The 23,554-nt window shown below is 70.6% G+C and carries 20 protein-coding genes; 6 read left to right on the top strand and 14 right to left on the bottom strand.

Features of this window, described 5'->3' with window-relative positions:
• Window positions 1–55: 55 nt before the first annotated feature.
• Window positions 56–2,149, top strand: a complete 2,094-nt coding sequence (locus tag HNQ52_RS07410; protein ID WP_183960462.1) for a tetratricopeptide repeat protein — start codon at window positions 56–58, stop codon at window positions 2,147–2,149.
• On the opposite strand, the gene HNQ52_RS07405 is transcribed toward HNQ52_RS07410, so the two are convergent.
• From HNQ52_RS07405 to HNQ52_RS07345, 13 genes are all read right to left on the bottom strand, one after another.
• Window positions 2,139–3,386 (bottom strand): TCR/Tet family MFS transporter, encoded by a 1,248-nt coding sequence (locus HNQ52_RS07405; RefSeq protein ID WP_343059238.1) that lies wholly within the window; start codon window positions 3,384–3,386, stop codon window positions 2,139–2,141. The genes HNQ52_RS07410 and HNQ52_RS07405 overlap by 11 nt on opposite strands.
• A 230-nt stretch (window positions 3,387–3,616) precedes the next feature.
• The gene (gene folE / locus HNQ52_RS07400; RefSeq protein WP_183960460.1) at window positions 3,617–4,210 is read right to left on the bottom strand and encodes a GTP cyclohydrolase I FolE; all 594 of its coding nucleotides are present in this window, start codon (window positions 4,208–4,210) and stop codon (window positions 3,617–3,619) included.
• Window positions 4,211–4,259: 49 nt separating this feature from the next.
• Window positions 4,260–5,108, bottom strand: a complete 849-nt coding sequence (locus HNQ52_RS07395) for an MlaA family lipoprotein (protein ID WP_183960459.1) — start codon at window positions 5,106–5,108, stop codon at window positions 4,260–4,262.
• A gap of 298 nt (window positions 5,109–5,406) precedes the next feature.
• Window positions 5,407–5,694: an STAS domain-containing protein gene (locus tag HNQ52_RS07390; RefSeq protein WP_183960458.1), complete on the bottom strand. Its 288-nt coding sequence runs from the start codon at window positions 5,692–5,694 to the stop codon at window positions 5,407–5,409.
• Window positions 5,691–6,305, bottom strand: a complete 615-nt coding sequence (locus HNQ52_RS07385) for an MlaC/ttg2D family ABC transporter substrate-binding protein (RefSeq protein ID WP_183960457.1) — start codon at window positions 6,303–6,305, stop codon at window positions 5,691–5,693. The genes HNQ52_RS07390 and HNQ52_RS07385 overlap by 4 nt, the downstream gene beginning before the upstream one ends.
• Window positions 6,306–6,312: 7 nt before the next feature.
• On the bottom strand, window positions 6,313–6,894 hold the full coding sequence (gene mlaD / locus HNQ52_RS07380) for an outer membrane lipid asymmetry maintenance protein MlaD (RefSeq protein WP_183960456.1): 582 nt from the start codon (window positions 6,892–6,894) through the stop codon (window positions 6,313–6,315).
• Window positions 6,895–6,901: 7 nt separating this feature from the next.
• A complete protein-coding gene (locus HNQ52_RS07375; protein WP_183960455.1) occupies window positions 6,902–7,642 on the bottom strand; it encodes an MlaE family lipid ABC transporter permease subunit in 741 nt (246 codons plus the stop codon).
• The gene (locus HNQ52_RS07370) at window positions 7,635–8,438 is read right to left on the bottom strand and encodes an ABC transporter ATP-binding protein (protein ID WP_183960454.1); all 804 of its coding nucleotides are present in this window, start codon (window positions 8,436–8,438) and stop codon (window positions 7,635–7,637) included. Before HNQ52_RS07370 ends, HNQ52_RS07375 begins: the two co-directional genes overlap by 8 nt.
• A gap of 141 nt (window positions 8,439–8,579) precedes the next feature.
• Complete coding sequence (locus HNQ52_RS07365; RefSeq protein ID WP_183960453.1) at window positions 8,580–9,824, bottom strand: ABC transporter permease; 1,245 nt, start codon at window positions 9,822–9,824, stop codon at window positions 8,580–8,582.
• 246 nt (window positions 9,825–10,070) lie between these two features.
• Complete coding sequence (locus HNQ52_RS07360; RefSeq protein WP_183960452.1) at window positions 10,071–11,288, bottom strand: efflux RND transporter periplasmic adaptor subunit; 1,218 nt, start codon at window positions 11,286–11,288, stop codon at window positions 10,071–10,073.
• Window positions 11,285–12,259, bottom strand: coding sequence for an efflux RND transporter periplasmic adaptor subunit (locus HNQ52_RS07355; protein ID WP_183960451.1), 975 nt, complete (start codon window positions 12,257–12,259; stop codon window positions 11,285–11,287). Before HNQ52_RS07355 ends, HNQ52_RS07360 begins: the two co-directional genes overlap by 4 nt.
• The gene (locus tag HNQ52_RS07350; protein WP_183960450.1) at window positions 12,256–13,254 is read right to left on the bottom strand and encodes an HlyD family secretion protein; all 999 of its coding nucleotides are present in this window, start codon (window positions 13,252–13,254) and stop codon (window positions 12,256–12,258) included. Before HNQ52_RS07350 ends, HNQ52_RS07355 begins: the two co-directional genes overlap by 4 nt.
• Complete coding sequence (locus tag HNQ52_RS07345; RefSeq protein ID WP_183960449.1) at window positions 13,238–13,912, bottom strand: ABC transporter ATP-binding protein; 675 nt, start codon at window positions 13,910–13,912, stop codon at window positions 13,238–13,240. Before HNQ52_RS07345 ends, HNQ52_RS07350 begins: the two co-directional genes overlap by 17 nt.
• 517 nt (window positions 13,913–14,429) lie before the next feature.
• On the opposite strand from HNQ52_RS07345, the gene HNQ52_RS07340 reads away from it, so the two are divergent.
• From HNQ52_RS07340 to HNQ52_RS07320, 5 genes are all read left to right on the top strand, one after another.
• Window positions 14,430–15,404 carry a TerC family protein gene (locus tag HNQ52_RS07340; RefSeq protein ID WP_183960448.1) on the top strand — a complete coding sequence of 325 codons (975 nt, stop codon included), beginning with the start codon at window positions 14,430–14,432 and terminating at the stop codon, window positions 15,402–15,404.
• A 55-nt stretch (window positions 15,405–15,459) separates the two neighbouring features.
• Window positions 15,460–16,266, top strand: a complete 807-nt coding sequence (locus tag HNQ52_RS07335; RefSeq protein WP_183960447.1) for a rhomboid family intramembrane serine protease — start codon at window positions 15,460–15,462, stop codon at window positions 16,264–16,266.
• A gap of 131 nt (window positions 16,267–16,397) precedes the next feature.
• Window positions 16,398–17,594, top strand: a complete 1,197-nt coding sequence (locus tag HNQ52_RS07330; RefSeq protein WP_183960446.1) for an EAL domain-containing response regulator — start codon at window positions 16,398–16,400, stop codon at window positions 17,592–17,594.
• A gap of 8 nt (window positions 17,595–17,602) precedes the next feature.
• Window positions 17,603–20,500, top strand: coding sequence for an ATP-binding protein (locus HNQ52_RS07325; protein ID WP_183960445.1), 2,898 nt, complete (start codon window positions 17,603–17,605; stop codon window positions 20,498–20,500).
• An 82-nt stretch (window positions 20,501–20,582) separates the two neighbouring features.
• A complete protein-coding gene (locus HNQ52_RS07320; protein ID WP_183960733.1) occupies window positions 20,583–21,482 on the top strand; it encodes an AEC family transporter in 900 nt (299 codons plus the stop codon).
• A gap of 4 nt (window positions 21,483–21,486) precedes the next feature.
• On the opposite strand, the gene HNQ52_RS07315 is transcribed toward HNQ52_RS07320, so the two are convergent.
• Entirely contained in the window at window positions 21,487–23,553 is a 2,067-nt protein-coding gene (locus HNQ52_RS07315; protein WP_183960444.1) for a TonB-dependent receptor, read from the bottom strand.
• Between the last annotated feature and the right edge of the window lies 1 nt (window position 23,554).

Raw genomic sequence — 23,554 nt, 5'->3', positions numbered from 1 at the left:
CGCGGATGACGCGCTTGGTGCTAGGCTGGACTCTCACGCAGGCAGGGGGGCATGTGTGAACACCCCGCGATCCACTGGTCGGCGACCCGGCGGCTTCGGCGCTTTCGCGCTGCTGGCGCTACTGTGGTGCTGCGTGGCGGGCGCGCAATCGGCCGCGGGCACGCTGCTGGAACAGGCCGATGCCGCCATCGGGCACGATGCGGACCTCGCCCGCAGTCTCGCGCAGCGGGCGCTCGACGAAGCCATCGGCGCCTCGGACAGCGCGCGCCAGGCGCAGGCGTATCTGCTGCTCGGACGGATCGACCTGCTGCAGGGAAAACCGACGGCCGCCATCGTCGCGTTCGAACGTGCACTCGCGCTGCCGCAGACGTCGCCCGAGCTGCGCGCGAAACTGCTGACCTATCTCGGCGCTACGCTCGATCGCAGCGGTCTGAGCGTCGATGCCGTCGCACCGCAGCAGGAAGCGCTCGCCCTGTATCTGGACGCGCGCAACTGGCAGGACGCCTCGGCCGTGCTCGCCAATCTCGGCAATGCCTACGCCGGGCAGGGCGACACCGCCGCCGCGCGCGCGCATTACGAACGCGCGCTGGCGCTCAAGCGCGAGCACGGCATCACTCGCGGCGTCGGTTCGGCGCTGAACAATCTGGCGGACGCCGCGCTCGGCGACGGACGCCACGAGGAGGCCGTGACGCTGCTGCAGGAAGCCATCGCCGCAAGCAGCGCGCCCGGCGATCTGGGTGCGCGCACCACCGCGCAGACCAACCTCGCGATGGCGCTGGCCGGGCTCGGACGCTTCGATGAAGCGCTGGCCCAGGTCGAGCGGGCCCAGGCGCAAGCGCTGGCGCTGGACGACACCAGCCGCCAGCTCGGTGTGTTGCGTGCCCGCGCGACGGTGCTGCTGCAACGCGCGCGCGCGGCGGCGCCGGGCAGCTCCGCGCGTGCGCTCTCGCTGCGCGAGGCGGCGCAGAACGTGCAACCGGCGATCGCCCGCGCGCGCGACGGCGAGGATCTGGTGCGCGCCGTGCAGTTGACCGAGCTGCTGTCGGAGATCCGCGAGGAACAGGGCGACGCCGCCGGCGCGCTGGCGCTGCTGCGCGATGCCCGGCGCCAGCGCGAAGCGATCGACGCACGCGCCCAGGGCGAACGCCGGGCCGCGGCGTCGGCGCGCTTCGAGTACGCCAAACAGAGCGGCGAACTGGCCGTGCTGCGCGAGCGCGACGCCGCCAGCAACGACCGCGTGCGCACCCAGCGCTGGCTGCTGCTGGCCCTCGGACTGGCGGGGCTTGCGTGCGTGGCGGCGGCGCTGTTCGCGCTGCGCCGCCTGCGCGAGCGCCACCGCTTCGACCAGACCCTGCAGCAGCGCAACCGCGAACTGGCCGCCGCCCTCGACGAAGCCAACGCCCAGCACCGCCGCTCCGACGCCTACGCCGCAAGCCACCGCCACCTGCTGCAACTGGCGAGCGAAGATCTGCGCGCGCCGCTGAACGACATCCGCGCCGATGCCGAGCGCCTGCTCGCCGATCCGGGCGACGCCGACCGGCAGCACCGGCGCATCGCGTCGATCGCGCGCGCCGCGGCCGACCTGATCTGGGTCACCGACCAGATGCTCGAAAGCGCGCGCGAGCCGGATTTCGCTGCTCCGCTGGACCCGCACCCGAACACGCCGCTGCGCCCGCTGCTGCGCGACCTGCTCGACGAAGCCAGCGTGCACGCCCTGCGCCACCAGCAGGACCTCGCGCTCGACGCGCCGGACGAGGTCGAGGCCGCGGTGCATCCGCAGCGCCTGCGAGCGGTGCTGCACGAGCTGCTGGAACTGGTGCTGCGCGCAAGCCCGGCGCACACGCGTTGCGTGGTGCGGCTGCGCCGCGTCGGCGACACCGCGCGCATCCTCGTCGACGATCCGGCCGGCGCCGCGGCCGGCTGGCAGCAGAAGATGGACGCGCCGCGCGACGGCGCCCACGTCCCGCGTCTGGGGTTTGCCTGGATCGCGCAATCGATCGATGCGCTGGGCGGCGAGATCGGCACCACGATGCACGGTGCGCCGCCGGCGCGCGCGATCGCGATCCTCCTGCCGTGCGTGCCCGGCGCGGCATCGACGCCGGTCACCGCTCCCGCGACCGAACCCTGGGACCCGGCGCTCACGCCGTGACGCGCGACGCCCGCGACAGCGTGACCACCGACGCCACCGCGGCCGCGAGCAGCAGCAAACCCGACGCCAGCAGGAACGCCGCACCCGGCAGATCCACCGCCGAGCCGGGCGCGATGAAGGTGGCGAACGTGGTCGCGAACAGCAGCGGCCCGACGATGCCCGCAACACTCGCAAGACTGCCGAGCGAGCCCTGCAGCCGGCCCTGCTCGCTGCTGCCGACCTCGCGCGTGAGCATCGCCTGCAGCGCCGGACTCGCGAAGCCCCACAGCGCCATCACCGGGATCCCGAGCAGGAACCAGCGACCGTCGGGGGCGAGGCCGTAGATCGCGAACCCCGCCGCGCCTGCGCACAGCCCCAGCAGCAGCGTGCGCCGCTCGCCGATGGCGCGCACCGCGGGGCCGACGAGCACGCCCTGCACCAGCGCGCTGCACACGCCCACGCCGGCAAGCACCCAACCCACCGTCCCGATGTCCCAGCCGTAGCGGTGCCAGGCGTACAGCACGAAGGTGCTCGGCAGCACGTAGTGCGCCACCGCCGAGAGACCGGCGACCGCGGCCAGGCCGACGATCTGCGGATGGCGCCGGAACAGCGTGATCGCGCCGAGCGGGCTGGCGTGGCGCCACTCCAGCCGCGTGCTGCGTCGCTGCGGCGGGAGCGATTCGGGCAGGACGAACCACCCATAGAGGAAATTGAGCACCGCAAGTCCGCCCGCGGCGTAGAACGGCAGGCGCACGTCGATGTCGCCGAGCACGCCGCCGAGCGCCGGCCCGAGCACGAATCCGAGCCCGAACGCCGCGCCGACCACGCCGTAGCCCGCGGCGCGACGATCGGCCGGCGTCACGTCCGCGATGTAGGCGTTGGCGATGGTGAAACTCGCCGCGGTCACGCCGGAGATCAGCCGCGCCACGAGCAGCAGCGGCAGCGTCTGCGCCACGGCCATGAGGAAGAAATCCAGACCCAGCCCCAGCGACGACAGCAGGATGACCGGGCGACGCCCGTACCGGTCGGACAGCGCGCCCTGCACCGGCGCGGCGGCGAACTGCATGGCCGCATACACGGTGCCGAAGATGCCGACCCACATCGCGGCGCGCGCCACGTCGCCGCCGAGGAAGCCCTCGATCAGATGCGGAAGCACCGGGATGATCAGGCCGAACGCGAGGATGTCGATCGCGACCGTGACGAAGATGAAAACGAGCGCCGCCCGCCTGACCGGCGCGCCCGACTGCTGGATATCCACGTGTCCCCCTGCCTGTGGGGCGAGTCTACCGCGCGCTGCCCCGTCGCGCCGCAATGTGCAATTCCACATGGCGCAAGCAGGCGGATTGCACGTTTGGCGCCCGCCCGACGCCGCATGGGCGTCCCGGGCACGCATCGCGGCGACGGTGCGCTACCGCCCGGCAGTGCCGCCGCGAGCCGGTTCGGCCCCCATCGAAGCCCGCATCGCCTGCGCGCGCGGACACACCCGCCTCAGCGACGCAGCCCGACGATGTTGAGGAACTCCGCGCGCGTGCGCTCGTCCTCGCGGAAGCTGCCGAGCATCTGGCTGGTGGACATCGTCACGCCGCTCTTGCGCACGCCGCGCGTGGTCATGCACTGGTGCGAGGCCTCGATCACCACACCCACCCCGCGCGGCTTGAGCACGTCCTCGATGCAGTGCGCGATCTGGGCGGTGAGTTTTTCCTGCACCTGGAACCGGCGCGAGAACGTCTCGACCACGCGCGCGAGCTTGCTGATGCCCACCACGCGGTCGGTGGGCAGATAGCCCACGTGCGCGCGGCCGATGATCGGAGCCATGTGGTGCTCGCAGTGCGACTGGAACTCGATGTCGCGCAGCACGATCATCTCGTCGTAGCCGGCCACTTCCTCGAAGGTGCGGCGCAGGTACTCCGCCGGGTCCACCGCATAGCCGGAAAACCAGTCGGCGTAGGCGCGCGTCACGCGCTTGGGCGTGTCGAGCAGGCCTTCGCGGTCGGGATCCTCGCCCGCCCAGCGCAGCAGCGTGCGTACCGCTTCCTCGGCCTTTTCGCGGCTCACCGGGTGGCCGTTGTCGTCCTGGTTCATGCCGTTCTCTTCGCAGCATCCGCCGTGCGCGGATGCACCTTGGTGCGGGTCAGCGCCGCAGCGTGTCGAAATCCGGCACTTCGAATTCGTAGTCCGGATTGAGGTAGTCGGGCACATCTTCGCTGCAATCGGTCACCTGGCAGCGGCGGCGCTGCAGATAGGCGTCGCGGATCAGCAGGTACTCGTCTTCCGCGCCCTTGAGGAAGGCCTCGGCCGGCAGCGCGCTGGCGCGGGCGTCGACGCCGTACAGCACGCTGTACTCGGCGCCGTTTTTCTCGGCGAACCAGCTGATCGGGCTCACGGTGGTGTTGACGCCCTTGCCCAGGCCGTCGCGCACCGTGCCCGGCCCGAAGATCGGCAGCACCAGATAACGCGATTCTTCCCAGCCCCAGACCGCGAAGGTCTGGCCGAAATCCTTGTCGTAGTACGGAATGCCCGCGTCCGTCGCCGGGTCGAGGATGCCGCCCAGGCCCAGCGTGAGATTCATCAGGAACCGGCCGAAGGATTTGCCGGCGTCCTTGGGCTGGCCCTGCAGCAGCAGGTTCAGCGTGGTGATGGGCTGCTGCAGGTTGCCGAAGAAGTTGGACACGCCCTTGCGTACCACTTTCGGCGTGACGGTGGCATACCCCTTCGCGATCGGCCGCAGGATGATGCGATCGAGCGTGCTGTTGAAGGCATAGGCCTTGCGGTTGAAGCCTTGCCACGGATCGAGCGCGTCGAAGCTCGAAAGGTCGTGATCGGCGGTCTGTGCGACGGCAACGGCCCCATCGGGCGAGTCCTGCGCCTGCGCGACGGTGGCGGGCGACGGCGTCTCGCTGCGCGTGTTGGCGCGCTGCCCGGCGCAGCCGGTGGCGAGCGCGAGCAGCAGGACGAGGGAACAGCGGATCACGGTGGTCATGGTGGCATTGTACGGTGTTGGTGGGGGCTGCGGATTCGCATGACCGGCGCCGGCATGGCCAACCTCGATCCTTGCCAACGTTGCCAGCCTCGATCCTTCTCCCCACGGGAGAAGGTGCCGGCAGGCGGATAAGGGACGCGAGGTCCGCCGAACAAGGACTGCCCCCGGGAGAGCACACCCGGCTCCTCCGGAAGGTCGAGGCACGACGATGTGGCTTTCCCTCATCCGCCTTCGGCACCTTCTCCCGGAGGGAGAAGGAGGATCAACGGCTGCGTCCGGGCGTGAGAACGAGCGACGGCTATTCGGCGGGGATGCGGTGCGCCGCGCACAAGGCGCCGTAGCGCTCCGGCACGCCTTTCAGCGTGGCCGCGGGCACGCCCAGCGCACGCTGCTGCGCCTGCACGGCGCGCAACAGCGCCACCCCGGCGCTGTCGAGGTCGGTCACCGCCGAGAGATCCAGCACCCGGATCCGCGCCATGCGCGGACGCCAGGTGCGGTAGAGGGTCGCCACCACCGCCGCGTCGACGTGCGCCGGCAGCGACTCCACCGTGCCGGCGTCTGCCGCGTCGGCGGCGGCGCGCGTCACTGCGCTTCGCCCGCCTGGATCTCGCCCGACTCGAGCTTCGCGATCACCTGGTCGAGCGACTGGCTGCGCAGCTGTTCGTCGAACTGGGTGCGGTAGGTCTGCACGTACGACACGCCTTCGATGATCACGTCGAACACCTTCCAGTCGCCGCCGTCCTTGCCCGGGCGGAACATGTAGTCCACCGGCACCGGCGCCCCGCCCTTGCGCACGATCTGGCTCGCCACGCGCATGAGCTCGCCGTTGCGCAGCGGCGTCTGCGACAGGATCTTCACGTCGACGCCCGGATCGATGTCGATCAGCGCGGTGGCGTAGCGGCGCAACAGGCTGTCGGTCAGCGCGTCGGCGAACGCGGTGATCTGCTGCTGCGAGGCCGACTTCGCGTGCCGCCCGAGCACGAGCTGGGCCGAGTAGGTCCGGTCCATCACGCCGTCGAGCTGCGACTTGACGAAGGCGGTGAGCTTGGCCGGATCGGCCTTGTAGTCGGCGCGCTGCTCGACGATCGAGGTCAGCACGGCCTTGGTGCGGGTCTCGACGATCTCGCCGGGATCGGCGGCGAGGGCCAGCGCGCTGGTGCCGAAGGCGGCAAGCGCGAGAAGAATGCGCTGGATCATGGGGGTGTCACTCCGTGGTGGGTTCGTGCGGCGTGGATGCGGCCGGGGTGGCGGCCGCGGGCGGGGTCGGCGTCGTGGCACCACCCTCGTTGGCTGCGCCGGCGCCCCCTGCACCGGCTGCGTTTGCGCCGGTGCCGTTGCCGCCGGCACCGAACAGGTACTTGCTGATCAGCTGCTCCAGGATCACCGCCGACTGCGTCAGCAGGATCTCGTCGCCGTCCTTCAGCGGCTCCGGGTCGCCGCCGGGCGAGAGCCCGATGTAGCGCTCGCCGAGCAGGCCGGAGGTGTAGATGGACGCGGACGTGTCGGCCGACAGGTCGCCGATTCCGCGCGTGAGGCGCAGCGCGACGATGGCGTCGAAGGTCTGCGGATCGAGCGACACGCCCTCGATCTCGCCGACCTTGACCCCGGCGATCTTCACCGGCGCGCCGAGCTTGAGCTCGCCGGTGTTGGTGAAGCGCGCCGTGACGCGATACGTGTCGCCGCCGAGCCGGCTGCCGGAGTTGGTCGATGCGAACGCCAGGATCATCGCGCAGGCGAAACCCATCAGGATGAAGGCGCCCACGCTCAGTTCGGTCTTGTTGGCCATGTGATCCTCAGTACAGCGTCGCGCTAAGTATGAAATCGAGAAACAGCACCATCAATGAACCCATCACCACCGACCGCGTGGTGGCGATCGACGTGCCCTCGATGGTCGGTTCGGCGTGGTAGCCCACGTGCGTTGCGATCAGCGTGCAGCTGAGGCCGAAGAACACCGACTTGACCGCCATCTGGCCGAAGTCGTTGGCAAGATCCACGCTGTCGCGCAGCGAACCCCAGAAATAGCCGCCGTCGATGCCGAGCACGTGCACCGCCTGGAACCAGCCGCCGAGGATGGCGAACGCGCAGAACGTGACGGTGAGCAGCGGGACGCTGACCACGCCCGCGATGAAGCGTGGCACCACCACCTTGCCGACGGGGTCGATCGCCATCATCGACAGCGCGTTGATCTGGTCGGTGGCGCGCATGAGGCCCAGTTCGGCCGCCATGGCCGAGCCCGCCCGGCCGCAGAACAGGATCGCCGCCAGCACCGGGCCGAGTTCGCGGTAGAGCGAGAGCCCGAGCAGCGTGCCGAGCGCGTTGCCGGCGCCGAACGTGGACAGCGTGCGATAGCCCTGCAGCGTCATGACCAGGCCCACGAACGCGCCGCCGACCGCCACGATGGGAATCGAGCGTGCGCCCACGGTGTAGAACTGCCGCACGGTGTCGGCCACCTGCGCTCGCGAGGGCCGGATCGCCCCGAGGATGCGCACCAGGAAGAGGCCGAACGCACCGATGGAAGCCAGCGTCCTACCCATGCGCGGCCGCCTTCGCGCTGCCGCGGTAGTCGAAACCGATGGGACCGTCCGGCGCGCCGTCGAGGAACTGGCGCAGCAGCGGATCGGTGCTGCGCGTGAGCGCGTCAGGGGCACCGTCGAACACGATGCCGGCGTTGGCGATCACCAGCACGCGGTCGGCGATGGTGAGCGTTTCGTGCACGTGGTGGGTGATGACGAGGCTGGTCATGCCGAGGTTGTCGTTGAGGCGCCGGATGAGATCGACGATGACGCCGCAGGCGATCGGATCGAGCCCGGTCAGCGGTTCGTCGTAGAGCATCAGCGGCGGGTCCATCACCATCGCCCGCGCCAGCGCCACGCGGCGCGCCATGCCGCCGGACAACTGCGTGGGCTCGAGCTGCGCGGCTTCGCGCAACCCCACCGCGTGCAGCTTCATCAGCACCAGCTCGGCGATGACCTCGTCGGGTAGGTCTGTGTGCGTGCGCAGCGGCAGGGCGACGTTTTCGAACACGTCCAGGTCGCTCAGCAACCCGTTGCCCTGCAGCAGCACGCCCATGCGCTTGCGCAGCGCGAACAGCGAGCGCACGTTCGGCCGCGGCAGCGTTTCGCCGAGCACCTCGATGCGTCCCGACGCCGGGCGCAGTTCGCCCACCACGGCATTGAGCAGGGTGGACTTGCCCGCGCCGCTCGGGCCCAGCACCGCGGTCACGGAGCCGGTGGGGATCGAAAAGTGTGCATCGCGGACGATCTCGCGCGCACCGCGCCGGAGCGTGACGTGGTCGAAGACGATGGCGGCACTGGCGGACGGCTCGCTCATGCAGGACGGATCCGGACTGGATGCAGAAGGACTGCGTACGGTGGGTGGGCCACGGTGAAGGTCCGCTGAGCGCGCGACCGCGCGCCGGCAGCACGCCGGCCGCGCATCATAATTGAACTGGACGGTACTGCGCGCCTGCCGTCACTCGCTGCGCAGCGCGGCGATGGGATCCAGTTGCGCCGCCTGGCGCGCCGGATACACGCCGAACGCGAGGCCGACCAGCGCGCACAGCGCCGTCGCCGCGAGGATCGGCAGCGGCGCCCACGCCACCTGCCAGCCGGCCAGGGTCGCGATGAGATAGGCGAGCAGGCCGCCGAACGCGAGCCCGAGCAGCGCCCCCAGCGCGCAGATGACGCTGGTTTCGCGCAGGAACTGCGCGACGATGTCGCGGCGGCGGGCGCCCAGCGCGCGCAGCAGCCCGATCTCCCGGCGCCGCTCCAGCACGTTGGCGAGCATGATGTTCATGATGCCGATGCCGCCCACCAGCAGGCTCACCGCCGCGATCGCCGCCATCACGATGCGGAAGATGCGCTGCGTCTGCTGGTGCTGGCTGAAGAGCTGCGCCGGGACCACGAGCGAGTAGTCGTCGACGCCGGCGTGGCGCTGGTCGAGCACCGCCGCGGCCACCTTCGCGCCCGGCGCCACCAGGTCCGGCGCGCCCAGCCGCAGCCAGAAGCGGTCGATCTCGTCCTCCAGCGGCTGATAGCGGAACCGCGCCAGCGCACTCGCCAGCGGCACGAACACGCGGTTGGACTCGATGCCCAGCTGCACGCCCTCGAAGGTGTCGGACGACAGGTCGCGGTCGGCCAGCACGCCGACCACGTCGAACCACACGTGGTTGACCTTCACGTGCCGGCCGACGGCGTCGCCCGCGGGGAACAGGTCGCGCGCGGCCTGGTGGCCGAGCACGGCCACGGCACGCAGCGCGGTGTCGTCCTCGGCGGTGAGCGCGCGGCCCTGCGCGACAGTGAGCGACGACAGCTCGAAGTAGTCCGGCGTCACGCCGCTTGCCTGCGCGTCGCCGCTGCCCGACTCGCTGAACACGGCGTGTGTCTTGATGCGTTTTTCCGCGGCGAACCGGTCCGCGCCGGGCACCACGTCGAGCGCGGCGCGGGCGTCGGCGCGGGTGAGACCGAGGCTGCGCGCGCGTTGTTCGCGCAGCGACTCGGCATCGAAGGTTCCGGCTTCGACGATGAGGTTGTTAAGCCCCAGGCCCTGCACCAGGCGCAGGGCCTCGCGCCGGCTGCCTTCACCGACCGCCTGCATCGCGACGATGGCGCCGATGCCGAAGATGAGCCCGAGCAGGGTGAGGCCCGTGCGCAGCTTGCGGCGCGAGAGTTCATCGAGGGCTTCGCGCCAGAGGACAAGGTGGGAGACCGGTTTCATCGGTTGCCGCTCTCTATTCGATGGGGAAGCAAGAGCGCCCCCTTCCGCCTGCCGGCACCTTCCCCCGCTGTGCGGGAGAAGGGACACTTCGATGCGGCCTCACGAGTTCGGACTGCCTCTCCACATTCCGCGGCATGCAACGAAGGAATCCTTCTCCCGCGCAGCGGGGGAAGGTGCCGGCAGGCGGAAGGGGGACAGCGCAGACGCCCCACGACATCCCGCGACAACCCACAGAACCCCGCACCCTCACGACTCCGCCTCCGCAACCTGCTCCGGCGTCAACGCGACCGCGTCGCCGACCGCAAGCCCAGCCACCACCTCCGACCGCGACGGACCGCGCGCGCCGAGCTCCACGTCGCGCCGCACGAAGTCGTCGCCCTGGCGCACATACACGAAGGTTTCGCCCGCACGGCTGCGCAGCGCGACGTTCGGCACGCTCACGCCCGCCGCCGCGTCGTGCAGATGGATCACCACCTCGAACGCCTGTCCCGGCACCCAGCCGTACGTGCGCACCGCGTCCGCCGGCACCGAGGCCTTCATCGACTGGTACTTCACCGGGCTTTGCCGATTGCGCACCTGCGCCGCCGTCGCCACCCAGGTCAGTTCGCTGCGCACCGTCTGCGCCGGTGTGCCGAGGGGGAAGATGTCCACCGGCACGCCGGCACGCACGCCCTGCGCCTCGATCTGCGGCAGCGCGATCTCCAGCTCCAGGCGCTCGGTGTCGGGCAGCGTCGCGAACGCCTCGCCCGCCCACAGCGTGCTGCCGAGCTTGGGCTTTTCGCCGCTCCAGTCCGATTCGAGCACGATCACGCCGTCGTTCGGCGCGCGCAGTTCGAGCGAGGCCATGTCCTCGCGCTTGGTCTTCGCGGTGAGGTCGAAGGTGGCGCGCTGCGAATCGAGCACGCCGAGCTCGGCGGCGCCGCGGGTGGTGGACTGGCCGCGCTGCCACTGCAGCTTGTCCTGCTTGTCGTCGAGGAATTTTTCGTCCTCGATCGCATCGAGGATTTCGTTGCGGGCGAACATCAGCAGGTCCGCGCCGGCGTAACGTTGCGCGATGCCGAGCTGCGAGCGCACGGCGGCCAGGTCCACGTCCACGCGACCGGTGCCGGCGTCGAGTTCGTCCTGCTTCGCCGCACGCGCGAGCAGATTGCGTTCCAGATCGAGCAGTGCCTTGGCGAGCTCCAGCTCGCCCTGCGCGGGGGAAAACCGCGCCACCACGTCGCCCTTCTTCACCGGGCTGCCGTCCGCCACCATCCAGACGAGCTGCTGGTTGGCCCAGTTGCGCCCCGGCACGTTGAGCGGCGTGGACTGCACCGACTTGAGCCGCCCGTCGGCGTGGATGCGCAGCGCCACCGGCGCCTCGCGCACCACCTCCACCGGCACCGTGACGGTGGCGTCGTTGCCGCAGGCCGCAAGCAGCAGCGCACCGCACAGTGCCGGTCCGCACAACGCACGCGCGGTCACGCGGCCTCCTTCGCCGGCGCGCGCACCTGCACGCGCACGGACTGGCCGGGCTTGAGCTTGCCGGTGTCGCCGTCGAGCTCGATGACGACGTCGATCACCGGCACCGGCTGCACGCGCGAGCGGCTGCGCACGATGCGCCCGATCTCCGCCACGCGGCCGTCGAGCGCGGCACCGGCACCGCCTTCGGTCGTCACGCGCACCGCCGCGCCGGGCGCGAGCTTGCGCAGGTCGCGCTCGGGCAGCGTGGCGCGCACCGCGAGCGAGGCGAGGTCGGGGATCTCGGCCACCGACTGACCGCGGAAGACCTGCGAGCCGACGGCGAATTTCTCGCCGTTCCAGCTGCTTCGATGCATCATCACGCCGTCGCGCGGCGCGGTGACGGTGAGCGAGGCGATGGCCGACTGCAGCGTTTCCACTTCGGTCTGGATCTGCTGCAGCTGTGCATCGACCAGACGCAGTTCCTGGCGCCGCTGTTCGGCCGCCAGCCGCTCGCGCCGCTGCGCGAGCTCCGCCAGCCGTTCGGCCTCGCGCCGCTCGATCACGAGCTTGCGGTAGGCGACGCGGGCGATGGCGTCCTCGGGCTGGCTCGCCTTGCGCTGCGCCTTGTCGCGCTTGCTCAGCTGCTCGGCCGTGGCGAGGCGTTCGGTGCGCTCGCGTTCGGCCAGTTCCAGCAGCAGTTTTTCGCGCTCGCTGCGTTTTTCCGCGAGCGCGCTCTGTTTCTCCACGAGGCGCTGCTGCGTTTCGCCGCCGTCGAACACCACCACCATGTCGCCGGCCTTGACCGGCGCGCCGTCGCCGGCCAGCTGCGTGATGTTGAGTTGCCACAGGTCGTCGATGGACGGCGGCGCGATCTGCGCACTGCGGCGCGCGAACACCTCGCCGTCGAGCCGCAGCGTGTCGCCCGCCGTTTGCGCCCGCGCCGCGCCGGCGAACAGCAGCGCGACGGCGCAGGCCAGCAGCGCGCACCTCACGGCGCGCTCCGCGCGGTCGAGGCGCCGGGCACGCCGGCGTCCACCGCCACCCGCACGCTCATCCCGGGCAGCAGGCCGGCGCCGGAGACGTCGTCGATGAATGCGATGTCGAGCGTGAACCAGCGCGCGCTGCCCCATTCGGCCTTCGGCTCGGGCGCACCGCCGATGCGTTCGATGCGGCCCTGCGCGCGCGTGCCCGGCAACGCATCGAACAGCAGCGTGACCGCCTGCCCCGGCGCCAGCCACGCACGCTCCGGCTCGAGCGCCCACGCGCGCACGCCGAGCGCACCGTCGCCGATGACCTCGCCGATCTGGTTGCCCATCTGCGCCGACGAGCCTTCGTCGTAGCGCGTGCCCTGCCACGGATCGAAGCCGTGCACCACCATGCCGGCCCGCGTGGCGCGCTGCTCGGACGCGGCGACCTGGAGCCGATGGAAATCGCGTTCGGTTTCCAGCTTGCGGATCTCCAGCGCACCATCGGCGCGCCGGCGTTCGACGGCGGCGCGTGCGGCGGCAAGCTCCTCGGTCTTGAGCGCGTGTTCGCGCTCGGCGCGCTCGAGCTCGCCGCGGTAGCGATCGAAATCCAGCGCCGACACCGCCGATGCGGGAATCGCCGCGTCCACGCGCGCCTTGTCGCGCACGGCCTCGGCCTGCACCAGCGCGATCTGCGCGTCGGCCTGCTTGACCGCAAGCTCGGCGGCTTCCTTCGCGGCGGTCGCGCGCGCCTGCTCGATCTGCGCGTCGAGTTCGCGGATCTGGCGCAGCGACTGGCCCGGATCGATGCGCACCAGCACATCGCCCGGCTCCACCCGCTCGCCCTGCGGCACGTAGTAGCGCAGGACCACCGGCGACGAATTGGACGGCGGCACGTAGATGGCCTCGGCGCCGAGCGCGCGCACCTCACCGCTGAGCGACATCGACTGCGCCTGCGCCTGCGCGCCCGGCAGCAGCGCGAGCGCGAGCGCCGCGCGCAGCATCTCAGTGGGCCGAATCATGCTCGATCTTCCCGTCGCGCAGGCGGATCTGGCGCTGCGCGACGCCGGCGACGTCCGCGTCGTGCGTCACCAGCACCACGGTCTGGCCGCCCGCATGCACCTCGCCGATGAGGGCGAGCACGTCGGCGGCGCTTTTCGAGTCGAGGTTGCCGGTGGGTTCATCGGCGAGCAGCAGCGCGGGCTGCAGCACAAGCGCCCGGGCGATGGCGGCACGCTGCATCTGGCCGCCGGACAGCTGCCCCGGGCGGTGGTCGACGCGGTCCTGCAGCCCCACGCGTTCGAGCAGGTGCATGGCACGTGCGCCGGCCTGCGGATCCGGCACGCGCGCAAAGCGCAGCGGCAGCAGCACGTTCTCCAGCACCGACAGCCGGGGCAGCAGGTGGAAACTCTGGAACACGAAGCCGATGCGGCGGTTGCGCAGCTCGCTCGATGCTTCGTCGTCGAGGGCCTGCACGTCCACGCCATCGAGGGCGTAGCGTCCCGCGTCGGGCCGGTCGAGACAGCCGAGCACGTTGAGCAGGGTCGACTTGCCCGACCCCGACGGGCCCGTCAGCGCGACGAAGGCGCCGCGCGCGATGGCGAGATCCACGCCGTCGAGCGCGCGGACGGTCTGCCCGCTCATGGCGTAGCGGCGTTCGATGGCGTGCAGTTCGATCATGCGGCGGGCTCGTTGCGTGCGACCGGGCGCAAGACCGGGCGCGCGGCGGGGAAGTTCCGGATGCTGCCATGAATTTCGCCTCGGCTCGCGTCGTGCATGGACTCTCTCGGCAATCCCGTGATGGGCACCCCATGCGCGGGGCGGCGGGCGCGCCGTCCGACCTCGATGGCGCGTCGACTTGGATGCACGATCCGCGTTCCGTGTTGCCTGCGGCCCGTCGGTCCGCAGGTCGCCGGGCGGCGACGGTTCCGGTCCCGACTTGACGCCGGCCGTTTCCCATGCCAAAAGTAACGGACCGGAGGGCTGCGTTACCGCCCTTTCGGGAACCCAGAAGGGGAGTAGCTCTGCGCTACCGCATCGTCAGTACGGATCGCAAGATCCCGGTGCGGCAGGCAGGACGCGCGTCGATCGACGCGCCGCCTGCGAGCAAGACCTTCGCCACGACGGCGGAGGTGCGTCCGGAATCCGGGCAACGTCCGCCGCGTGCGGACCGTGTCTTGGATTACTCGGAGGCGATATGGAAACCATCGGAACACCGTGGATGTGGATCGGCTTCACGGTCCTCGTGCTGGCCGCGCTCGCGGTCGATCTGCTCCTCATGCGCAGCAAGGGCCCGCACAAGGTCTCCACCAAGGAGGCGCTGTGGTGGAGCGCGGGCTGGATCGCGCTGGCGCTGGTGTTCAACGTGCTGCTGTGGTGGTACCTGATCGAACCGCTCGGCGCGGCCGAGGCCGAACGCGTGGCGATGGAGTTCTTCACCGGCTACCTCGTGGAGAAATCGCTCGCGGTCGACAACATCTTCGTGTTCCTGATGATCTTCTCGTACTTCGCCGTGCCGGCCGAACAGCAGCAGCGCGTGCTGATCTACGGCGTGCTCGGCGCCATCGTGCTGCGCGCGATCATGATCTTCATCGGCGCGGCCCTGATCGCACAATTCCACTGGATCCTCTACGTGTTCGGCGCATTCCTGCTGCTGACCGGCATCAAGATGCTGTGGAGCGCCGGGCAGGAGCCGGACCTGGACAACAATCCGCTGCTGCGCTGGATGCGCAACCACCTGCCGCTGACGCCGAACTACCACGGCGATGCCTTCATCGTGCGCGAGGACGGCATCCGCCGCTACACGCCGCTGTTCGTGGTGGTGGCGATGATCGGCATCACCGACGTGATCTTCGCGGTCGATTCGATCCCGGCCATCTTCGCGATCACCGAGGACCCGTTCATCGTGCTCACCTCGAACGTGTTCGCCGTGCTCGGCCTGCGCGCGATGTTCTTCCTGCTCGCCGGCGCCGCCGACAAGTTCCACCTGCTCGCGTACGGCCTTGCCGCGGTGCTGATCTTCATCGGCACGAAGATGCTGATCGTCGATTTCTGGAAGGTGCCGATCGGCGCGTCGCTCGGCATGGTGGCCGTGTGCATCGCGACCTCGATGGTGCTCAGCCTCGTCATCAAGCCGCGGAACAAGGAGCCCAAGCCCGGCAATCCGCTCTGAGGCCGCGCCGCGCGGCGGCCTTGACTCCGCCCGCGCCGAGCCTCAGATAACGCCGATGGACCTGCCCATCCCCGAAACGCCCGCCGATCCCGTCGCCCAGGCGCGCCACGACCGCAGCCGGTTCTTCGGCGCCCTGCTGCTGAGCCTTTGCTTCGTCGCGCTGCTGTGGTGGATCAAGATGCTGGAGGTGTGGCTCGGCCAATCGCTGTCGGGGCTGGGCGTGCGGCCCGGCAGCGTGCCCGGGTTGATCGGCCTCGTCGCCGCGCCGCTGCTGCACGGCTCGTTCGGGCACCTGCTCAACAACACCCTGCCGCTGCTGGTCCTCGGCACGCTAACGCTGGCGCTGTATCCGCGCGCGGCGACGCGCGCCATCGCGCTGATCTGGCTCGGCTCGGGCCTGGGCATCTGGCTGTTCGGACGCGACTCGGTGCACCTGGGCGCGAGCGGACTCAACCACGGGCTGATGTTCCTGCTGTTCACGCTGGGCCTGCTGCGGCGCGATCGGGCCGGCATCGCGGCCCTGATGATCGCGTTCCTGCTGTACGGCGGCATGCTGCTGACCGTCTTCCCCGGCGATCCGCAGATCTCGTGGGAGGCGCACCTGTTCGGTGCGATGAGCGGCGTCGCCGCCGCGCTGCTGTGGCGTGCGCGCGACCCGCTGCCGGCGCGCAAGAAATACAGCTGGGAGCTGGAGGACGAATCGATACGCGCGCTCGAAGACACGCTCGCGGCCGAGGAACGCGATCTCTACGAACCGCCGGCACCGCGCGACGTGCCGGTGCTGTGGCAGCGACCCGATCCGGCACCGCGCGGCGTGGTGGTGCCCTTCCGCCCGCGCCGCGACGGCGACGCGACCGACTGACCCGCGTCCGCCACGGCGGCGGCGACATGCCGGTTCACCGCCGTCCCCTTCCCCGCCACCTGTGCACGCGCTAGGCTCGCCCGACCGGCGCGCCTTCCGCGGCGCGGCGCCACGCGGCGGCAGGGGACGGAATGCAGCTCGCAGAACTCACCGTCATGGTGGTCGAGGATCACGGCTTCCAGCGCCGCATGGCGCTGCGCCTGCTCGCCGAACTGGGCGTGGTGCGCTGCGCCGAGGCCGCCGACGGCGAGTCCGCGCTGCAGGCCTTGGCCGCGACCGCGCAGCGCCAGGACGTGGTCATCGTCGATCTCGACATGCCCGGCATGGACGGCATCGAATTCATCGGCCATGTCGCGCAGCGCAAGCTCGCGCACGCGGTGGTGGTGGCGTCCGCGCTCGATCCGGCGCTGCTCGGCACGGTGCAGACGATGGCGCGCGCCTACGGCCTGCGCGTGCTCGGCTGCGTGGAAAAGCCGATGACCGCCGCCAAGCTCGCCGACGTGCTGGCCGCGTACGACACCGCGCAGGACGAGGAAGACGTCGAGACCGCGATCGGCATCACGCCGCAGGCGCTCGCCGAAGGCCTCGAGCGCGACGAATTCGTGCCGTTCTTCCAGCCGCAGGCGACCTTCGCAAACGGCCATGTCGACGGCGTCGAGGCGCTCGCGCGCTGGCGCCGCCGCGACGGCAGCGTGGTGCGGCCGGCGCAGTTCGTCGAGGCGATCGAACGCGAGGGCATGATCGACCGCTTCACCGACCTCGTGCTGGAGAAGGCCTGCGCGTGGCGCAACCGCTGGGAGCGCGCCGGGCTGCGGCTGAAGGTGTCGGTCAACGTCTCGATGCTCAACCTTGCCGACGTCGCCGCCGCCGATCGCTTCCAGCGCATCGTGCTCAGCCACGGCGTGGACCCGCGCGACGTGGTGCTGGAGATCACCGAAGGCTCGGTGATGGGCGAAGCGGCGGCGGCGCTGAACGTGCTGGCGCGCCTGCGGCTCAAGGGCTTCGGACTGTCGGTCGACGATTTCGGCACCGGCTACAGCTCGCTCTCGCAGCTGTCGCAGATTCCGTTCACCGAGCTGAAGATCGATCGCAGCTTCGTCAGCGGCGCGCCGGCGCAGCCGCGCAAGCGCGCGGTGATCGAGGCGAGCCTGGAGCTTGCGCGCAAGCTCGGCCTGCGCGTGGTGGCCGAGGGCGTGGAAACCATCGAGGAATGGCAGATGCTGGCCGAACTCGGCTGCACCTGCGCACAGGGCTACCTCATCGGACGCGCCGTGCCCGGCGACCAGCTTGCGCAGGTGATCTCGCGCTGGCGCCGGCCCGACGCCTGAGCCGCAGCGTGCGCGCCCCGCGGGTCGGCATCCGCCTGCAGCTGCTGGCCCTGTTCGGCCTGCTGCTGCTCACCGGCGCCGGCGTGCTGCTGCTGGACGAAGTCAGCGAATACCGCACCCGCGCCGCGCTCGACACGCTCAAGAACGAGTCGCTTGCCGGGCTGCGCCGGATCAAGGCCATTTCCGACGCCTACGGCCTGGAGATCACCGGCACCGCGTTCCGCGTGCGCAACCACCTGATGGGCTGGGAGCAGGGCGCGGGCGCGGTGGACAACGCACTGGCGCGCATCGAACAGCACTGGACGCAACTGCAGACCGTGCCGCGCACGCCGGAGCAGCAGTCGGTGTTCGTGCAGATCGCGCAGGCGCGGGTCGACGCCGACCGCACCGCGCGGCGGCTCGGGGCCGTGCTCGCGGCGCAGGACATGGCCGCGCTGGGCCGCCTGGCCGATACCGAGCTGTTCCCGGCCATCGATCCGGTGACCTCGCGCCTGAAGTTCCTCTCCGACCTGCAGATGATCGAGGCCGAACGCCTGGTCCGCGACGACGGCCGGCGCGTGGCGGCGGTGCGCTGGCTGCGCGTCGCGCTGAGCGTGCTCACCCTGCTCGTGGTCAGCATCGTCGGCCGCTACATCCTGCGCAACATCTACCGCGGAGTGGAGAGCCTCACCGACCTTGCGCAACGCATGCGGCGCCGCGATTTCGACGGCGCACCGCGCTACCGCCCGCGCGGCGAACTGGGCGAGGTGGTGGACGCGTTCGTCGCGATGCGCAGCGACGTGCGCGACTACGAGAACGAACTCGCGCAGTCGCATGCGCACACCGAGGACGTGCGGCGCGCGCTGGAGCTGCGCGAAGGATTCCAGCGTTCGCTGCTGTCGGCCGCACAGACGGCGATCCTCTCGGTCGACGCGCAGGGCCGCTTCACCCACGTCAATCCGTTCGCCGAGCAACTGTTCGGGTTCCGCGCACAGGACCTCGTGGGCAAGGAAACGCTGGAGCGACTGTGCGACCCGGACCAGCTGCGGCGCACCGCGGCGGCACTCGCGCGCAAGCTCGACTGCGAGATCGCGCCGCGCGACACCTTCTTCGCGCTGGCCGGCATCGGCCCGGTGCACGATGCCTCGACGCGCACGCTCGCCGGCCTCGGCCGCACGCCGCGCGAATGGAAGTTCGTGCGGCGCGACGGCAGCGTGGTGCCGGTGCTGATCGCGCTGTCGGCGATCGAATCGAGCGGCACCGACGACGACGCGCCGCCCGGCCTGCTGCTGGTGGCCACCGATCTGACCGAGATCAAGCGCCTGGAAGCCGAACTGCGCGACAGCGAACAGCGCGAACGCGAGGCCAACCGCGCCAAGAGCGGCTTCCTGGCCGCGATGAGCCATGAAATCCGCACCCCGCTCATCGGCGTGACCGGCATGGTGGAGGTGCTCGGACACACCGCGCTCGATACCGACCAGCGCCGCGCGCTCAACGTCATCCACCAGTCGGCGCAGACGCTGCTGCAGATCATCGGCGACATCCTGGATTTCTCGAAGATCGAGGCCGGCCGCCTGGAACTTGCCCCGGTCACGCTGAGCCTGCGCAAGCTGGTGACCGCCACGGTCTACAACTTCGTCGGCGCCGCGTCGAGCAAGGGACTCAATCTCGAGTTCGACATCGATCCCGCCCTCGGACGCGCGCATGTCGCCGATCCGGTGCGTCTGCGGCAGATCCTCGCCAACTTCCTCTCCAACGCGCTGAAGTTCACCGAGCACGGCCGCGTCACCGTGCAGTTGCGCTCGCTCGGCATCGAGGGCGACGGCGAGCGCGTGGAATTTCGCGTGGAGGACACCGGCATCGGCGTGTCGGCGCAGGCGCAGGCGCGCCTCTTCCAGCCCTTCACCCAGGCCGAGGGCGACACGACGCGCCGCTTCGGCGGCACCGGCCTGGGCCTGGCGATCTGCCGTCGCCTGGCCGATGCGATGGGCGGCGACATCGCGATGCACAGCGCCCCCGGCGACGGCACCACGATGACGTTCGTCGCGACGTTTCCGCGCGGTGACGTCGCCGACATCGAGGGAGGCGAATCGCTCGACGACGATCCGCTTCCGAGCTTCGAACCGCGGCCGCTGCCGACCATCGACCAAGCGCTGCACGACCGCAGCCTGGTGCTGCTGGTGGACGACCACCCCACCAACCGCCTCGTCATCGCGCGCCAGCTCGCACTCGCGGGCTTCGCGTGCGAAACCGCCGAGGACGGCGAACAGGGCCTCGCGCGCTGGCGCAGCGGACGGTTCGCGCTGGTGCTGTCCGATCTGCACATGCCCAAGCTCGATGGCTACCAGCTCGCCGCGGCCATCCGCGCGAGCGAGGCGCAACGCGGCCTGCCGCGCACGCCGATCGTCGCGCTGACGGCCGCAGCGCTCAAGGGCGACGCCGAACGTGCGCTCGGCGCCGGGATGGACGACTACCTCGTCAAGCCGGTCTCGATCCCGACCCTGCTCGAACGGCTTCATCACTGGCTGCCGCACCTGCAAGGCGGAAGCGGCGCGGCGCTTCCGGTGCCGATGGACGCGCACGCTCCGGCGCCGTCCGCGGCGCCGATCGACGCGGACGTGCTGCAGGATGTCAGCGGCGGCGACCGCACGACCGAACGCACCGTGCTGGACGACTTCGTGCAGGCCACCCAGCAGGATCTGGACGCGATGACGCGCGCGCACGCCATCGGCGATCTGCTCGGCGTCACACGCGAGGCGCACCGGATCAAGGGCGCGGCGCGGCTGGTCGGCGCACGCGAGCTGGCGGCGCTGGCGGCGGAGACCGAAGTCGCGGGTGGTGCCGACGACGTGGCGGCGCTGACGCCACTGCTGGCGCAGCTGCGCGCCGCGCTCGATCGCCTGCGCGCGTTCCGCGCCGCACGCTAGCGCGCCGCGCTCACACCATCGTCGTACGGCCCGCTGCTGCCGCAGCGGCTATGCTGCGGTGCACGCAACACTCCCGATCCGCATGGCCTTCGACGCGTTCTTCCTGATCCTGCTGATGCTCGCGCTGGGCATGCTGTGCCGGCGCCTGTTTCCGGCCAACGCCGCCGACACGCTCAACCAGTTCGCGCTCTACGTGCTGTTGCCCGCGGCCATCCTGCGCTACGCATCGCGCCTGTCGATCGGTGCGGAGGTGCTCGCGGTGGCGGCGGTCCCCTGGGCGGTGCTGGTCGCGACGATCGTGTGCGTGCGGTTGCTGACGCGGCCGCTGAAGCTCGATGTCGGCACGCGCGCCGCACTGATGCTCTGCATCGGTCTGGGCAATACCTCGTACCTCGGGTATCCACTGACGCTCGCGCTGCTCGGCGACGCGGCGTTGCCGACGGCCGTGATCTACGACCAGTTCGGCTCGTTCCTGATCCTCGCCACGTGGGGCTTGTGGGTCTTGGCGAGATACGGCGGCGAGGCGCCGCCCACGCCGGCGCAGAGCGCGCGCAAGGTGCTGACGTTTCCGCCGTTCGTGGCCCTGGTGGTGGCGCTCACCGTGATGCCGGCGCAGCCGCCGCACGCGATCGACGCGGTGCTGCTGCGCCTGTCGGACGCGCTGCTGCCGGTCGTGGCGCTGGCCGTCGGCCTGCAGCTGCAACTGCGCCTGCCACGCGAGCAGCTCGCACCGCTCGGTGCAGGCCTCGCGCTGAAACTGCTGCTGATGCCGCTGCTGGCGCTGGGCCTGGTCGCGCTGCTCGGGCTGCGCGGCCTGCAGGCCGACGCCGTGGTGCTGGAAACCGCCATGCCGCCGATGATCACCGCCGGCGCGCTCGCGATCTCGCACCGCCTCGCTCCGACGCTGGCGGCCGCGCTCGTCGGCTACGGCACGCTGCTGTCGATGCTCACGCTGCCGCTGTGGCACTGGCTGATCGGGTAACGCCTCAGAACGACCAGCGTCCCGTGACGCGCAACGCACGCGGCTCGAAGACGTGGAAATGGATGTCCTCCACGCCGCCGTCGGCCTCGCCCGGAAGGCGCGACGCGTAGTAGTAGTCGATGTCGTGGTCGTCGGCATCGAGCAGATTGAGGATGTCCAGGCTCAGCGCGAAGCGCTGCCATTCGCGCATCACGCGCATGTTGAGGAGGGTCGAACCGTCCGATTCGACGCTGTCGTCCTCGATCAGCGGATAGGCGCCGAGGTGCCGCACCCGCGCGCTCGCGGACCAACCGTCCGCGAAGTCCGCACGCAGGCCCGCGCTCGCCACCAGCGGGATCGAGCCGGGCACGTCGCGACCGGCCGGATCGGCGTCACGGAAGCGCGTGTCGGTGTACGACAACTCCACCTCCGCACTGAGCCAGTCGCGGCCGAACCAGTACATGCCGAGCTCGATGCCGTCGCGCCGGCTCGGCCGGCTGGCTTCGGTGTTGCCGGCGTCGCCGACAAACAGCAATTCCGAATCCAGGTCCAGGTGCCACAGCGCCGCGGTGGCGTGCAGCCGCTCGCTCAGGAACCAGCGCAGGCCCAGCTCATAGCCTTCCGACTCCACCAGCGGATCGACCGGCGACGCCGGCTCTCCGCTGACCGGATCCACGCGCAGCGTGGTACCGCGCGCGTCGTTGGAATGAAAGCCCTGGCCGTAACTGAGGTAGGTCTCGACCGCGTCGACCGGCTGCCAGATCAGCGCGGCCTTGGCCGATGCGGTGCCGTCGTCGGCGCTGCCGGAGTTCTCCGGCTGCAGCGCGGTCACGTCGAAGTCGTAGCGGTCGTAACGCCAGCCGAGATAGCTGCGCCACGTGGGGGAGAAGCGGAACTCGTGCGCGGCATGGATACCGAAGCCGGTTTCGTCGACCGCATCGTCGCGGATCGGCGTGGTCGGCACGCGGTTTCGCGACCGCGACAGGCCGACGCGTTCGATGTCGTCGCGCCGGCCCTGCACGCCCACGCGCCAGCGCGAACGCTCGCCGCTCCACTGCTGCGACAGATCGAAGCCGGTGATGCGGCGTTCGTCGAACTGCTGGAACTGATCTCCGCCCACCGGATCGTCGAGGAAATAGGTGAAGTTCGACCACAGCGCGAAGTCGTAGTCGATCAGGTAGGCATCGGCGCGCAACTCGCCACCGAGCGCCGCGCCGTGCCAGCCGCCGGACACGCTTTGACGCGAAGATTCGCCGCCGAGCGTGGTATCGAGCGACCCCAGGTCCGTGATGAGGCCGGCGTCGACCGCGCGCTGCGGGATCTGGTCGGGCGAGTTCCAGGTGTTGTCGTAGCCGAGCACGGTGACGTGTGTGCGACCGTCGCCGGCATCGCGGCTGTAGCGCAGCATGAGGTTTTTCTTGTCGACGTCTTCGTCGACATCGTCCCACGGACCGTCGTAGCGCTGCAGCTCGGCGCCGAGCAGCAGGTCGCCGCCGCCGGCCTGCAGCGAATCGGCCAACACGCCGCGTCCGTAGCCGTGCTCGCCCAGGCCCAGGTCCAGGCGTCCGGCATCGAGCCGGTCGGCGAGCTGGAACTGCGCCGATCCCGCGGCGGAAAAATCGCCGACATCGGCGTAGTAGGTGCCCTTCCGGTAGGTCAGCTCCTGCACCAGTTCGGGGATCAGGAAATTGAGATCGGTGTAGCCCTGGCCGTGGCCGTGGCTGCGCATGTTGACCGGCATCGCATCGACGGACGTGGCGAAATCGGTGCCGTGGTCGAGATTGAAGCCGCGCAGGAAATACTGGTTGGCCTTGCCGCTGCCCGAGTGCTGGGTGGCGACGAGGCCCGGCACGAATTCCATTAGGTCGCCGGTGCGCAGGAGCGGGCGCCCGGCGATCTCCTCTGGCCCGACGCGTCCTTCCGAGGCCGACACCGCTTCGCCGACGAGGTCGGCGCGGCGACCGAGCACGAGAATGCTGTCGAGTCGCTCGGCCGTCGGTTCGGCCGCCTGCGCCGCAGCGGCGCCGGGGGCGAGCACCGCGCTTGCCAACAGCAAGCGGTAGACGGCAGGCAGACGCGTGACAGACGACATG

The sequence above is a fragment of the Chiayiivirga flava genome (assembly GCF_014202825.1).
GTDB classification, from domain to species: Bacteria; Pseudomonadota; Gammaproteobacteria; order Xanthomonadales; family Xanthomonadaceae; genus Chiayiivirga; species Chiayiivirga flava.
This window is presented reverse-complemented; position numbering and strand designations above follow the sequence as displayed.

What these genes read in the sequence shown, in the direction of transcription:
- HNQ52_RS07320 (WP_183960733.1), top strand. Translation starts at nt 20,583, where the DNA reads ATGGCCTTCGACGCGTTCTTCCTGATCCTGCTGATGCTCGCGCTGGGC.
- HNQ52_RS07330 (WP_183960446.1), top strand. Translation starts at nt 16,398, where the DNA reads ATGCAGCTCGCAGAACTCACCGTCATGGTGGTCGAGGATCACGGCTTC.
- HNQ52_RS07335 (WP_183960447.1), top strand. Translation starts at nt 15,460, where the DNA reads ATGGACCTGCCCATCCCCGAAACGCCCGCCGATCCCGTCGCCCAGGCG.
- HNQ52_RS07385 (WP_183960457.1), bottom strand. Translation starts at nt 6,305, where the DNA reads ATGATCCAGCGCATTCTTCTCGCGCTTGCCGCCTTCGGCACCAGCGCG.
- HNQ52_RS07375 (WP_183960455.1), bottom strand. Translation starts at nt 7,642, where the DNA reads ATGGGTAGGACGCTGGCTTCCATCGGTGCGTTCGGCCTCTTCCTGGTG.
- HNQ52_RS07395 (WP_183960459.1), bottom strand. Translation starts at nt 5,108, where the DNA reads ATGACCACCGTGATCCGCTGTTCCCTCGTCCTGCTGCTCGCGCTCGCC.
- HNQ52_RS07350 (WP_183960450.1), bottom strand. Translation starts at nt 13,254, where the DNA reads ATGATTCGGCCCACTGAGATGCTGCGCGCGGCGCTCGCGCTCGCGCTG.
- HNQ52_RS07345 (WP_183960449.1), bottom strand. Translation starts at nt 13,912, where the DNA reads ATGATCGAACTGCACGCCATCGAACGCCGCTACGCCATGAGCGGGCAG.
- folE (WP_183960460.1), bottom strand. Translation starts at nt 4,210, where the DNA reads ATGAACCAGGACGACAACGGCCACCCGGTGAGCCGCGAAAAGGCCGAG.
- HNQ52_RS07370 (WP_183960454.1), bottom strand. Translation starts at nt 8,438, where the DNA reads ATGAGCGAGCCGTCCGCCAGTGCCGCCATCGTCTTCGACCACGTCACG.
- HNQ52_RS07365 (WP_183960453.1), bottom strand. Translation starts at nt 9,824, where the DNA reads ATGAAACCGGTCTCCCACCTTGTCCTCTGGCGCGAAGCCCTCGATGAA.
- HNQ52_RS07315 (WP_183960444.1), bottom strand. Translation starts at nt 23,553, where the DNA reads ATGTCGTCTGTCACGCGTCTGCCTGCCGTCTACCGCTTGCTGTTGGCA.
- HNQ52_RS07340 (WP_183960448.1), top strand. Translation starts at nt 14,430, where the DNA reads ATGGAAACCATCGGAACACCGTGGATGTGGATCGGCTTCACGGTCCTC.
- mlaD (WP_183960456.1), bottom strand. Translation starts at nt 6,894, where the DNA reads ATGGCCAACAAGACCGAACTGAGCGTGGGCGCCTTCATCCTGATGGGT.